Origin of the sequence: Neisseria musculi, from assembly GCF_014297595.2 — a bacterium.
GTDB classification, from domain to species: domain Bacteria; phylum Pseudomonadota; class Gammaproteobacteria; order Burkholderiales; family Neisseriaceae; genus Neisseria; species Neisseria musculi.
Genome location: NZ_CP060414.2, coordinates 1459844 through 1472724, shown reverse-complemented (window position 1 = coordinate 1472724; position 12881 = coordinate 1459844). Strand labels below are relative to the sequence as shown.

At 56.1% G+C, this 12881-nt stretch carries 11 protein-coding genes and 1 pseudogene; 7 read left to right on the top strand and 5 right to left on the bottom strand.

Features of this window, described 5'->3' with window-relative positions; translation table 11 throughout:
• Positions 1 to 2 precede the first annotated feature (2 nt).
• Positions 3 to 212, bottom strand: a complete 210-nt coding sequence (locus tag H7A79_RS07785; protein WP_135033693.1) for a hypothetical protein — start codon at positions 210 to 212, stop codon at positions 3 to 5.
• Here H7A79_RS07785 and H7A79_RS07780 point away from each other — a divergent pair.
• The 6 genes from H7A79_RS07780 to H7A79_RS07755 all read left to right on the top strand — a co-directional run bounded on the left by H7A79_RS07780 (position 204) and on the right by H7A79_RS07755 (position 8650).
• Positions 204 to 398, top strand: coding sequence for a hypothetical protein (locus H7A79_RS07780; RefSeq protein WP_186999861.1), 195 nt, complete (start codon positions 204 to 206; stop codon positions 396 to 398). The genes H7A79_RS07785 and H7A79_RS07780 overlap by 9 nt on opposite strands.
• Before the next feature lie 68 nt (positions 399 to 466).
• Positions 467 to 2464, top strand: a complete 1998-nt coding sequence (gene glgX, locus H7A79_RS07775; protein ID WP_246407822.1) for a glycogen debranching protein GlgX — start codon at positions 467 to 469, stop codon at positions 2462 to 2464.
• Complete coding sequence (gene glgC, locus H7A79_RS07770) at positions 2461 to 3759, top strand: glucose-1-phosphate adenylyltransferase (RefSeq protein ID WP_246407820.1); 1299 nt, start codon at positions 2461 to 2463, stop codon at positions 3757 to 3759. Before glgX ends, glgC begins: the two co-directional genes overlap by 4 nt.
• Before the next feature lie 188 nt (positions 3760 to 3947).
• Positions 3948 to 4223, top strand: coding sequence for a hypothetical protein (locus H7A79_RS07765; RefSeq protein ID WP_135033695.1), 276 nt, complete (start codon positions 3948 to 3950; stop codon positions 4221 to 4223).
• A 329-nt stretch (positions 4224 to 4552) separates the two neighbouring features.
• Positions 4553 to 5998: a glycogen synthase GlgA gene (gene glgA, locus H7A79_RS07760; protein WP_186999860.1), complete on the top strand. Its 1446-nt coding sequence runs from the start codon at positions 4553 to 4555 to the stop codon at positions 5996 to 5998.
• 171 nt (positions 5999 to 6169) lie between these two features.
• Entirely contained in the window at positions 6170 to 8650 is a 2481-nt protein-coding gene (locus tag H7A79_RS07755) for a glycogen/starch/alpha-glucan phosphorylase (RefSeq protein ID WP_187001573.1), read from the top strand.
• 114 nt (positions 8651 to 8764) lie between these two features.
• Here the strand turns inward: H7A79_RS07755 and H7A79_RS07750 are convergent, their stop codons facing one another.
• The 3 genes from H7A79_RS07750 to ispF all read right to left on the bottom strand — a co-directional run bounded on the left by H7A79_RS07750 (position 8765) and on the right by ispF (position 11557).
• Positions 8765 to 9958, bottom strand: coding sequence for an amino acid aminotransferase (locus H7A79_RS07750; protein ID WP_187001572.1), 1194 nt, complete (start codon positions 9956 to 9958; stop codon positions 8765 to 8767).
• 217 nt (positions 9959 to 10175) lie between these two features.
• On the bottom strand, positions 10176 to 10841 hold the full coding sequence (gene rpiA / locus H7A79_RS07745; protein ID WP_135033700.1) for a ribose-5-phosphate isomerase RpiA: 666 nt from the start codon (positions 10839 to 10841) through the stop codon (positions 10176 to 10178).
• 236 nt (positions 10842 to 11077) lie between these two features.
• Positions 11078 to 11557 (bottom strand): 2-C-methyl-D-erythritol 2,4-cyclodiphosphate synthase, encoded by a 480-nt coding sequence (ispF, locus tag H7A79_RS07740; protein WP_135033702.1) that lies wholly within the window; start codon positions 11555 to 11557, stop codon positions 11078 to 11080.
• Between the two features lie 102 nt (positions 11558 to 11659).
• Between ispF and H7A79_RS07735 the strand changes: the two are divergent.
• Positions 11660 to 11792: pseudogene (locus tag H7A79_RS07735) on the top strand (lipoprotein signal peptidase).
• Between the two features lie 27 nt (positions 11793 to 11819).
• On the opposite strand, the gene H7A79_RS07730 reads toward H7A79_RS07735, so the two are convergent.
• Positions 11820 to 12602, bottom strand: a complete 783-nt coding sequence (locus H7A79_RS07730) for a formate/nitrite transporter family protein (protein ID WP_187001571.1) — start codon at positions 12600 to 12602, stop codon at positions 11820 to 11822.
• Between the last annotated feature and the right edge of the window lie 279 nt (positions 12603 to 12881).

Below are 12881 nucleotides of genomic sequence, written 5' to 3'. Positions count from 1 at the left end.
GCTCAGGCTAACCGCTTTCGTCCTTTCAGACGGCCTGCCAAGCCTTGAAGCCGTCTGAAAATACCGGCCGCCGCCGGCTGCGGTTTGACCGGCGTTGGAGAAATAATGCGGGTTTCAGATGAACCGTTTTTTTCTTTCAGACGGCCTGCCAAGCCTTTGAGGCCGTCTGAAACATAACTGCCGCAATCAATAAGGAAAACACCATGAACCACACCATCACCGCAGCGTTATCGGGCAGCGCGGGCAAAGATTTTGCAGGCACTGCCTATGCCCGTGTCGATATCGATGCGCCGTCCGAACGGCTTACGGGATTGCGCAAAGCCCGAGGAGCCGAAAGGCATTGCTGCCAACGGCGGCAGATAATATCCGGCTTGCAGCAGGCTTTTCAGACGGCCTGAAAAACAGCTTGAAAAACATTTAAGTTGTCTGAAACAAGACAGCACGGTTTATCCGAAACGGTATAGAAATGAACCATACGCAATCTGTTTGTACTCTTTCAGACGGCCTGCCTTATCCGATGGGCGCAAGCCTTAAGGCAGACGGCACCAATTTCGCGCTGTTTTCTTCACACGCAAGCAAGGTAGAGCTTTGCCTGTTTGACGAACACGGCGGCGAAACCCGCCTGCTGCTGCCTGCCCGCAGCGGCCATATCTGGCACGGTTTTGCCGAAGGCGTGGGAGAAGGGCAGCGTTACGGTTACCGCGTGCACGGTGCTGCCGATGCGTCATCGGGGCTGTTTTTCAACCCGCAGAAACTGTTGCTCGACCCCTATGCGAAAGCGGTGGCAGGCACCGCGCACTACCGCAGCGAAGCAGAGTCGGCATGGTTCCGTTATGACGATGCGCGCGACAATGCCGCCGTTGCGCCCAAAAGCGTGGTAACGGGCGAGGGCGGGTTCGACTGGCAGGGCGATGCCTTCCCCGATGTGTCGTGGGCGCAAACGGTGATTTATGAAGCCCATGCCAAAGGCCTCACCAAACTGATGCCCGGCCTGCCCGATGCCGGCACCTATGCCGCACTGGCCGATAAACGGGTAATAGGCCGTCTGAAAGATTTGGGCATCACCGCCGTGGAGTTGCTGCCCGTGCACCTGCATCTCGATGAATTCCACCTGCAAAAACGCGGTTTGGTGAATTATTGGGGCTACAACACCTATTCGCATTTTGCCGTTGAACCGCGCTATGCCGCCGACCCGCAAAATGCCGCCGATGAGCTGCGCCGCGCCGTCAGAGCCCTGCACGCGGCCGGCATCGAAGTGATTTTAGACGTGGTTTACAACCACACCGCCGAGCAGGATCTGGAAACCGGGCTGATGCTGTGCCAGCGCGGCATCGACAACCCCTCATGGTATTGGATGACCTGTAACGGATACTGCAACTGGACGGGCTGCGGCAACACCCTGCAAGTGTCGCAAACCCACGTTACCCGCTGGGTGATGGACAGCCTGCGCTATTGGGTGGAAGCGTTCCACATTGATGGTTTCCGCTTCGATTTGGGCACGGTGTTGGGGTGCGAACCGGATTTCCACTCACACGGGCGGTTTTTCCAGGCGCTGGCGCAAGACCCCGTTTTGGCGGGGCGCAAACTGATTGCCGAGCCGTGGGACATCGGCGCCGGGGGCTACCGGTTGGGGCAGTTTCCCTACCCGTTTGCCGAATGGAACGACCGTTTCCGCGATGATATGCGCGCGTTTTGGGTGCACGAAAGCGGCAATCTCGGCGCATTTGCCGAGCGGCTGGCCGGCTCTTCCGACATTTTTCAACACAGCGGCAAACGCCCCTCGGCAGGCGTAAACTTTATCACCGCCCACGATGGTTTCACCCTGCGCGATCTGCTCAGCTACAACCACAAACACAACGAAGCCAACGGCGAAGGCAACCGCGACGGCCACAGCCACAATCTGAGCTGGAACCACGGCATAGAAGGCGAAACCGATGATGCTGCCGTTGTTCGGGCCAGGGCATACACCGCCAAAGCCCTGCTGGCTTCGCTGCTGCTGGCCAACGGCACGCCCATGCTGCTGGGCGGCGATGAATCCGGCAACAGCCAGAGGGGCAACAACAACGGCTATTGCCAGGATAACGAAACCACCTGGATCGATTGGGCATCGCGCGATGAAGATTTGGAACGCTATGTGCAAAACCTGCTGGCGCTGCGCCGCGAAACCGGCCTGCTGAACGAAGACGTATGGTGGAGCGCAGAGCGCGTGCGCTGGCTGGCTTCAGACGGCCGCGATATGGACGGCCGCGATTGGGAAAACCGCGAAACCAAATCGATGCAGATATTGATAGACAACCGGTGGCTGCTGCTGGTGAACGCCAAGCGCAGCCCGCAAACCTACCGCCTGCCCGATGGCGGTTGGGGCTGCCGCCTCGCCCCCTCGCAGGCCGAAGTTTCCCCGCCCGAATGCACCGTAGCCGATATGGGCATTTGGATTTTTTCACGCATTGGAGAGCCTCTATGAGCAACCACAAAGAAAAACCCCTGTCTTACGAGCCTGAGCGTATGCTGCACAACACCGACATTGCCAAAAGCACCCTGGTATTGATTCTGGCCGGCGGGCGCGGTTCGCGCCTGCACGAAATGACCGACCGCCGCTCCAAGCCTGCCGTTTATTTCGGCGGCAACTGGCGCATCATCGACTTCACTTTGTCGAACTGTTTGAACTCCAACCTGCTCAAAATCGGCGTGATCACCCAATACGAAGCCCACTCGCTGCTGCGCCACCTTCAGCACGCCTGGTCGTTTATGCCGCGCGAACGCGGGCAGTTTGTCGATATGCTGCCCGCGCGCCAGCAGATAGACGAAAGCATGTGGTACCGAGGCACCGCCGATGCCGTGTGGCAGAACGTGCCGATTATGAAAGAGCACTACAAACCCAAATATGTGCTGATACTTGCCGGCGACCACATCTATAAAATGGACTATATGCAGATGCTGCGCGACCATATCTACAGCAGTGCCAAATGCACGGTGGGCTGCATCGAAGTGAAACGCAGCGAAGCCAAAGAATTCGGCATTATGGCCGTGAACGAAAATCTCAAGGTGCAGGAATTTGTCGAAAAGCCCGAAAACCCGCCCGCCATGCGCGAAAAGCCCGACCACTCGCTCGCCTCGATGGGCATTTATGTGTTTGATGCCGACTATCTCTACCAAACGCTCGAAGAAGAAGTGGTAAACGAACACACCCACCACGATTTCGGCAAAGACATCATCCCGCGCGCACTTGAAGACGGCGTGCTTTACGCCCACCCGTTCGAGCGTTCGTGCATGGGGCGCAACGCCGAGGGCAGCATCTACTGGCGCGATGTCGGCACGCTCGACAGCTACTGGCGCGCCCATATGGACTTGGTTACCGAACACCCGCAGCTCAACCTGTTCGACCGCAACTGGCCGGTTATCGGCCTGCCCACTCAGCCGATGCCGGCCAAGTTTTTCTATAAAAACACCGACTGCCGCACGCTCGACAACTCTCTGGTGGGCGGCGGCTGCCTGATCACCGATGCCCAAATCACCTCATCGGTTTTATTCGACCGCGTAACCGTAAACAGCGGTTCGGTGATTGATTCGGCCGTGATACTGCCGGGCGTGCATATCGGCAGAAACTGCCATCTGAAAAACTGCATCATCGAGCGCAACTGCGTGATACCCGACAACACCGTTATCGGCGTAAACCGCGAAGAAGATGCCGAACGCTTCCGCATCAGCTCCGGCGGCAACGTCGTGCTGGTAACACCTGCCATGCTGGAGCGGGCATAACCGCACCTGCCGGCAGGCGGCACAGACGGCAACACCCTGTGCCGCCGCTTTCAGACGGCCTTAACGCTGCAAGGCGCAATACCGCATTGAAAGGGCGGGCATGGGTTCAGACGGCCTGATGTGATTTTCACAGCCTGAACATAGGATTTTCAGACGGCCTTGATGCGGTTTTCACCCCAACGGCCTGATTGCAGGCTTTTCAGCGCAGGCCGTCTGAACACAAACCGAAAAAACCGCGCAGCCTGCCGAGCCGCCCAAACGGTAGCCCGAAGCTGAATGCTGCGCCGCAAGGGCTGATGGGTGTTCAGATGCACCGCAAGAGCAGCGGCCTTTCCAAGGCAGGCAGCAGTTCAGACGGCTGCCATACCGCACCCGCAGGCCTGACAAACCCACCTGAGGCGTACAGGCTTTCAGACGGCTTGAACGCCGCATTGAAAGGGCGGGCATGGGTTCAGACGGCCTGATGTGATTTTCACAGCCTGAACATAGGATTTTCAGACGGCCTTGATGCGGTTTTCACCCCAACGGCCTGATTGCAGGCTTTTCAGCGCAGGCCGTCTGAAAACCGAAAAAAGCGCATTGCCCCGCCGAACTGCCCGCAAGGCAGCCTAAGGCGCATACCGCACCGCAGGGGCAGCAATATTAAGCGTGTTCAGACGGCCTTGATGCCGCGTCAGCAGGCAGAACCCGCCCCTAAGGCCGCAGCTTTCAGACGGCCTGCTTGCAGGCATTGCACCGCAGGCCGTCTGAACCATACGCGCTGCTTTAAAAATTTATCTCTAGGAATCTGTTTATGAAAATTCTACATGCCGCTTCAGAGCTTTACCCCCTGATCAAAACCGGCGGGCTGGCCGATGTGCTGGGTTCGCTGCCGTTTGCGCAGAAAGCGCAGGGGCACGATGTGCGCGTTATCCTGCCTTATTACCGCCATGTGCGCGATGTGCTGCCCGATGCCGCCTTGGTGGCCGTGCGCGACACCTTCGGCGGCAGCGTGCAGATACGTTATGCCGACTATCGCGGCCTGGGGCTGTATCTGATTGATGCGCCGCATCTTTACGACCGCCCGGGTAACCCTTACCACAACGAGCATTATTTCGACTATGCCGACAATGTGATCCGCTTTGCCATACTCGGCTGGGCGGCCGCTGCCGTGGCCACCGGCCTCGATGGTTTGTGGGGCAGGGCGGATGTGCTTCACGCGCACGATTGGCAGGCCGGTTTGGCGCCGGCCTATCTCAACGCATGGAACGCCTATATCAAGAGCGTGTTTACCATCCACAATATTGCCTATCAGGGCATGTTTCAGTCGAAACACTTGGGCGAAATCGGGTTGCCGTGGGAGATGTTCCATGTGGACGGCGTGGAGTTTCACGGCCAGATTTCGTTTTTGAAAGCCGGCCTGTTTTACGCCGGCCACGTTACCACCGTCAGCCCCACCTATGCCGATGAAATCACCCGCGAGCCGGCCGGCGGCGGGTTGTCGGGGCTGCTGGATACCCGCAGGCAGCAGGGCCGCTTGAGCGGCGTGCTCAACGGCGTGGACGATGCGGTTTGGAACCCGCAAACCGATGCCGCGCTGCCCAAGCCTTTCCACCCCAAAGCCATGCAGGGCAAGAAAGCGGGCAAAAAAGCCCTCCAGCAGTTTTTCGCTTTGAATGCCGATGAAAAAGCCCTGCTCACCGTGATGGTATCGCGCCTTACCCCGCAGAAAGGGGCAGATTTCCTGCTCGAATCGCTGCACGAAAAGCTGCCCGCCAACCCGGATTTGCAGTTTGTATTGCTCGGCAGCGGCGCGCCCGAGCTGGAGCAGGCATTTGTGCGGCTGGCCGAGCAGTATCCGCAGCAGGTAGGCGTGTATATCGGCTATAACGAAGAATTGGCGCACCAATTGGTAGGCGGCGGTGATGTGATTCTGATCCCCAGCCGTTTCGAACCTTGCGGCCTCACCCAGCTCTACGGCCTGAAATACGGCACGCTGCCCTTGGTGCGCCGCACCGGCGGGCTGGCCGACACCGTGGTGCAAACCGATGAAGTAACGCTGAAAAATAAAACTGCCACCGGTTTTGTGTTTGACGAGCCGACCGCAGGCGCATTGGGCGGCGCGCTGGAAAACGCGCTTTCACTGTGGCGCAAACCGCGTGCCTGGCCGGCCGTGCGGCGGCAGGCGATGGCGCAGGATTTCGGCTGGCACAAAGCCGCTGAAAGCTACGATGCCTGCTACCGCAGCCTGCGGGGCTGACGGGTTGGTTTGTCCAACAACAGAAATGCCGGTTGCCCACTACCAACAGTTTCAATGCCGGGTGGGCATAATCGGCATTTTTATATGGGAAAATTTGTCAGCGCGTTTCAGACGGCCTTACAATTGCCCGCAGGAACAATGATTTAAGTTTTGATATAAAAGGTTTGATTTATGATTTCCAAGCTCCCCCTGCCCGAATACGAATATGCCATGCCCAAGCCCGACGCCGATTTTGTGCGCCGCGCCATTGTGTATAAGCTGATTTTTATTCTGGGTGTCGATCCCCGCAACGCCACCCCGCAGGAATGGCTCAACGCCGCCATGTTTGCTGCCCGCGACCTGGTTACCGAGAGTTTTCTGAAAACCCGCCGCAGCCACGAAGACCACGGCAAGCGCATGGTTTATTATCTTTCGATGGAATTTCTGATGGGGCGCTCGTTTGTTAATTCACTGATTAACGAAGGCGTTTATGATGTGTTTAACGAAGCGTTCGAGCAGTTGGGGCTGGATTTTGCCGATGTGTGCGAGCAGGAAGAAGACCCCGGCCTGGGCAACGGCGGCCTGGGCCGGCTGGCCGCCTGTTTTCTCGATTCGATGGCCACGCTGCGCATTCCGGCCGTGGGCTACGGCATCCGCTACCAATACGGTATGTTCAAGCAGGAAATCGTTGACGGCCAGCAGATTGAAAAACCCGATTTGTGGCTGGATCACGATATGCAGTGGCAGTTTGCCCGCCCTGCCAAACGTTATCCCGTGTCGTTCGGCGGACGGGTGTGCGGCAGCGGCAGCATCAAATATTGGGAACCTGCCGAACACATCACCGCGCTGGCCTACGATGAAGTGATTCCCGGCTACGGCGGCAACGTGGCCAACCCCCTGCGCCTGTGGACGGCGCACGCGGGCGATACTTTCGACTTGGCCAATTTCAACCAGGGCGACTATTTCGCCGCCATGCGCGGACAAACCCAAGACGAAAACATCTCGCGCGTGCTCTATCCCAACGATTCCACCGACAGCGGCCGGGAGCTGCGCCTGAAGCAGGAATATTTCTTGGTGTCGGCATCGATTCAAGACATCATTGCCCGCCACAAATGCCGTTTCCACAACCTCAAAAACCTGGCCGACAAAGTGGTGATCCATCTCAACGACACCCACCCTGTTTTGGCGATTCCCGAGCTGATGCGCATTTTGGTGGACGAAGAAAGCATGGATTGGGAAGAGGCCTGGGGCATCAGCTGCCGCGTGTTTTCCTATACCAACCACACCCTGATGAGCGAAGCGTTGGAAACCTGGCCGGTAGATTTGATGGGCCGCCTGCTGCCGCGCCATCTCGACATCATTTTTGAAATCAATGAGCAGTTTTTGGACGCGTTGCGCGCCATCGGCAAAACCGACCCCAACCTGATCCGCCGTGTTTCCATCATCGATGAAGAAAACGGCCGCCGCGTGCGCATGGCATGGCTGGCGGTGGTGGGTTCCCACCGCGTGAACGGCGTGGCCAAAATCCACTCCGATTTGATGAAAACCTCGATTTTCGCCGACTTCGCCAAAATTTTCCCCGACCGCTTCACCAACGTAACCAACGGTGTAACCCCCCGCCGCTGGATTGCCGTGGCCAACCGCCCGCTGACCAAGTTTTTGGATAAAACTCTCGGAGAGCAAGATTGGCGCCTGCATTTGGATCACCTCGCCAAACTCAACGGGCTGGCGGACGACCCCGAAGTGCAGGCAGAATTTGCCGAAGTGAAGCAGGCCAACAAGCAGCGCCTGGCCGACTACATCGAAAAAGAGCTGGGCATCAAGGTTAATCCGCAGGCCATGTTTGATGTGCAGATCAAACGCATCCACGAATACAAGCGCCAAGCCCTGAATGTGATGCACATCATCGACCGTTACAACAAAATTCTCGAAAACCCCGATGCCAACTGGCAGCCGCGCGTGTTTATCTTTGCCGGCAAAGCCGCATCGGCCTATGTGGCGGCCAAGCGCATCATCCGCCTGATTAACGATGTGGCGGCGGTGATCAACAACGACAAACGCATCCGCGACTTAATCAAAGTGGTGTTTATCCCCAACTACAGCGTGAGCCTGGCGCAGATTATCATCCCAGCAGCCGACCTTTCCGAGCAGATTTCACTGGCAGGCACCGAGGCCTCCGGCACCGGCAACATGAAATTCGCCCTCAACGGCGCGCTCACCATCGGCACGCTTGACGGTGCCAATGTAGAAATTCTCGAGAAAGTGGGAGAAGACAACATCTTCATTTTCGGCAACACAGTCGAGCAGGTGGAAGCCCTGCGCCGCGAAGGCTACGATCCGTTTGTTTATCTCGAGCAAGACAGCGACCTGCGCCGCGTTATCAAACAAGTGTCCACCGGCACCTTCTCGCCCGAAGAGCACAGCCGCTACAGCAACGTGATGCACGGCTTTGGCGACTACTACCAGCTTGCCGCCGATTTCCGCAGCTATATCGAAGCACAGGAACGTGCCGACAAACACTACAGCAACCCGGCCAAATGGCGGCGTTCGGCATTAATCAATATTGCCAACATGGGCTATTTCTCTTCCGACCGCTCGATTCAGGATTATTGCAAAAACATCTGGTTTATCGAGCCGCTCAGCGAAGCAGAACTGCCGAGCGAAAACCCGTAGGGCAGGGTAGTAGGTTTAAAGAAAAAGTGTAAAAATACCCCCCCTTTTTTTGGGGTGCAATATATAAGGCCGTCTGAAACTGTTTTCAGACGGCCTTGTGTGTTTCAAACCGCGTTACAGCACTTTCACAATGCTTTCGCACAAATAGCGGATATTGTCGGCGGTGATGCCCGCCACGTTGATGCGGCCGCTGCGCACGGCATAAATGGCAAATTCGTCTTTCAGGCGGTCAACCTGTTCGGGGCTTAAGCCCGAAAACGAAAACATGCCGTTTTGTTTCACGATGAAGCTGAAATCCTGCCCGGCACCGTATTCTTGCAGCAAATCCACAAACTGCCGGCGCATTTCTTTGATGCGTGTGCGCATTTCGTCAAGTTCGGCAATCCATTGCGCTTTGAGGGCTTCGTCTTTCAGCACCATCGCCACGGTGGCGCCGCCGTGTGAAGCGGGGTTGGAATACAGGGTTCGGATGATGGCTTTCACCTGGCTGAAGGCACGGTTGGCGGTTTCGGCATCGGCAGCTGTGATGGTAAATGCGCCCACGCGTTCGTTATACATGCCGAAGTTTTTGGAATACGAGCTGGCCACCAGCAGCTCTTTATTCAGTTTGGCAAAGGCGCGCAGGCCGTAGGCATCTTCTTCGAGGCCGTCTGCAAAGCCCTGGTAGGCGAAGTCGAACAGCGGCAGCCAGCCTTTTTCGGCCGACATTTTGGCCAAAGTTTCCCATTGTTCGGGCGTGGGGTCGATGCCGGTGGGGTTGTGGCAGCAGCCGTGCAGCAGCACCACATCGCCCGCTTCGGCCCGGCCCAAATCTTCAATCAGGCCGCTCCAGTCGAGAGAGTGGGCGGTTTTGTCGTAATAGCGGTAATCGCGGATATTGATGCCCACGGCTTTGAAAATGGCGTTGTGGTTGGGCCAGGTGGGCGCGGAAATCCACACGTTTTTGGCGCCGGTTTGGCGTTTGATGAATTCGGCGGCTACGCGCAGTGCGCCGGTACCGCCCAAGCTTTGCGCGGTTTTGGCGCGTTTGGAAGCGATGATTTCGCTGTCGGCGCCGAAGAGCAGCATTTGGGTTTGCTCGTTATAGTCGGCCACGCCGTCTATGGTGAGGTAGTTTTTGGTGTTTTCGGTTTCCAAGAGGCGTTTTTCTGCTTCTTTCACGGCTTTCACAATCGGGGTTCTGCCTTGGGCGTCTTTATATACACCGATGCCCAGGTTCACTTTGCCGCTGCGGGTTTCGGCTTTGAATGCCTCGCCCAAACCCAGAATCGGGTCGGCCGGCGCGGCTTCGATTTTGTCGAAAAACATGATGCTACCTTTCTGAAATGTGGGAGGAAAACTGTAGAAAAAGCAAAGTTAATCTTACGCTTTTTCGCAAAAGATGAAAACTGTAAAACAGCTTGGATATTGAGCAATATCAGAAGTGCGGCAAAACGGAAAAAGTTGCAATATTGTTGCCGCGCAATATATAAGGCCGTCTGAAACCTTGTTTTTCAGACGGCCTTGTTGCAACTGTTGCTGCGGATTAGCCCGGCACCATCACTTTCGCGCCCTCTTTGGTGCCCAACACCAGCACATCTGCGGCATTTCGGGCGAACAGGCCGTTTTCCACCACACCGGGGATTTTGTTGATTTCGTCTTCAAGCGTAACCGGCAGCGTGATATTCAAGCCGTACACATCGACAATCTGGTGCCCGTTGAAGGTGATGAAACCCATGCGCAGCTCGGGCTGGCCGCCCAAAGCCACCAATTTGCGTGAAACCATGGAACGCGCCATCGGAATCACTTCCACCGGCAGCGGAAATTTGCCCAAACGCGAAACGTATTTGCTTTCATCGGCAATACACACGAATTTGTCGGCAATGCTGGCCACGATTTTTTCGTTGAGATGCGCTCCGCCGCCGCCTTTAATCATTTGCAGCGAGTGGTTCACCTCATCGGCGCCGTCAATATAAAGCGACAGGTGCGACACTTCGTTCATCTGCACCTCGGGGATTTCGTAACGCGCCAGCATCTCCGAAGTGCCTTTCGAGGTGGAAACGGCGCCTTTGATTTTTTTGCCGCTTTTTGCCAACGCTTCGATAAACAGATTAACGGTGGTGCCGGTGCCGATGCCGATATATTCGTTTTCGTTTACAAGCTCTACGGCTTTTTCGGCAGCCATGCGTTTGAGTTCGTCTTGTGATGCCATGCTGTTTCTCTCCATCAGAAATGAAACGGGTTGAACATTATATAAGCCAAAATAAAAACGATACGGCACTGCCCCGGTGCAAAGAAAACGGCTTTGCAAGCCGCTGAAACGGCGGCAGAACCGGCTCCGTACGATGTTGCTGCCCTGAGGCTTCTGCGCTTGATACCGTTTTGATTTTGGTTTGCTGTCTGCAAACATGGTAACAGTTTTTACCCAACCGCGCAGTATCCGCTTTTTCAGACGGCCTGCAACAACACGGCGGCCTGCGCTGCTATGCCTTCCTGCCTGCCCAGATAGCCCAGTTTTTCGTTGGTTTTGCCTTTGATATTTACTGCTGTTTCGTCCAAACCCAAATCGGCGGCGAGATTGGCGCGCATGGCAGGAATATGCGGGGCGAGCTTGGGTTGCTGGGCGATAATGGTGCTGTCCACATTCACCACCCGCCAGCCTGCCGCCTGCACGCTTTGATAGGCTGCGCGCAGCAGCACGCGGCTGTCGGCATTTTCAAACTCGGCGGCGGTATCGGGAAAATGGCTGCCTATATCGCCCAAACCCGCCGCGCCCAACAGCGCATCGGTAACGGCGTGCAGCAGCGCATCGGCATCCGAATGGCCGAGCAGCCCTTTTTCAAACGGAATGGCCACGCCGCCGAGAATCAGCTTGCGGCCTTCGGTCAGTTGGTGGACATCATACCCCTGTCCGATGCGGATATTCATATCAATCAATCCTTTTTTTGTTTTCAGACGGCCTGAAAACGGTTAAACGGTAAAGCCGTTATTGTACACAAAACAAGGCTGGAACTTTGGTAAAAACACCATTTGCGGCGTATTTCTGCGTTGTGTGCTGCCCGCCCGTTTGCCTATCTTTGCCTGTCTATCTGATATGCCTGCGCTGCTGCGCCTTGAACTGCATCCGCATTTGGTGTGTTTACAAAGGCCGCAGGCCGTCTGAAAGTTTCAGACGGCCTCTAAAACGGGCTCAAGCCTTCAAACCGAGCTTGCTGCGGTAGGCGTAGAAATACACCGCCCCCACAAACACCGCACCGCCGATAGCATTGCCCAAATACACCGACACCATGTTCCAGCCGAACTGCACCCATGAAATATCGGCACCCGCCCAAATCGCGGCGGGAATCACAAACATATTGGCCACCACGTGCTGAAAGCCCACTAACACAAAAATCATCACCGGAAACCAAATGCCCAGAATCTTGCCTGAAAAGCTGTGCGCACCGTAGCAAAGCCAAACGCCCATACACACCATCCAGTTGCAGCCTATGCCTGACACCAGCGCGCGGCCGAAATCTGCAGCCACTTTGCTCTCGGCCGCCGAAATGGTTTTTTCCAACACTCCGCCTTCGGTCAAACCGACATAATGGCCGAAAAACCATGCGACAAAAAAAGCGCCCGCAAGGTTGGCCAGCGTAACAATCAGCCAGTTCCGCCCCCATTGCGCCAGAGAAATCCGCTTCGCCAGCCACGCCACCGGCACCACCATCATATTGCCGGTGATCAGTTCACCGCCGCCTATCAGAATGCACACCAGCCCGATGGGGAACACCGCCGCGCCGACAAACACTGCCAAACTGCCCCAATCGTGCGGCATCCCGCCCACCACGCGGATATAGGCCAGATAGCCCAGCGAAATATACATGCCGCCCAAAAAGCCCAAAATGCTTAAAGTGAAAGCACGCCCTTTTGCCTTCGCTACGCCTTTTTCAACCGTTGCCTGCAGAATCTGCTCCGGATACAAATCGCTCATATTGCTACCTGAAACGAGTAATTAAACAACGTTATTATAGCAATGTTTCAGACGGCCTCATTGATATAGCTCACCCATTTTGTAAGTTAATTACATTTAGCCTGCCGCCATGCTTTGGCGCGGCAAATGTTTGCACCATATTGCAAAACAAAGCCTTAATGCGCAGCCTTATTGTGTTATGACGGTTTTTTGCAGAGCTTTGCCGTGAATCAAACTTCAAGCACAAGTTCTCTTTGCACGCTTGTCCGCCACAGAATTTTAAAACATAATAGCCACAGT

Coding starts and splice junctions, on each gene's coding strand:
- H7A79_RS07780 (WP_186999861.1), top strand. CDS start 204: ATGAACCACACCATCACCGCAGCGTTATCGGGCAGCGCGGGCAAAGAT.
- glgX (WP_246407822.1), top strand. CDS start 467: ATGAACCATACGCAATCTGTTTGTACTCTTTCAGACGGCCTGCCTTAT.
- glgC (WP_246407820.1), top strand. CDS start 2,461: ATGAGCAACCACAAAGAAAAACCCCTGTCTTACGAGCCTGAGCGTATG.
- glgA (WP_186999860.1), top strand. CDS start 4,553: ATGAAAATTCTACATGCCGCTTCAGAGCTTTACCCCCTGATCAAAACC.
- H7A79_RS07755 (WP_187001573.1), top strand. CDS start 6,170: ATGATTTCCAAGCTCCCCCTGCCCGAATACGAATATGCCATGCCCAAG.
- H7A79_RS07750 (WP_187001572.1), bottom strand. CDS start 9,958: ATGTTTTTCGACAAAATCGAAGCCGCGCCGGCCGACCCGATTCTGGGT.
- rpiA (WP_135033700.1), bottom strand. CDS start 10,841: ATGGCATCACAAGACGAACTCAAACGCATGGCTGCCGAAAAAGCCGTA.
- ispF (WP_135033702.1), bottom strand. CDS start 11,557: ATGAATATCCGCATCGGACAGGGGTATGATGTCCACCAACTGACCGAA.
- H7A79_RS07730 (WP_187001571.1), bottom strand. CDS start 12,602: ATGAGCGATTTGTATCCGGAGCAGATTCTGCAGGCAACGGTTGAAAAA.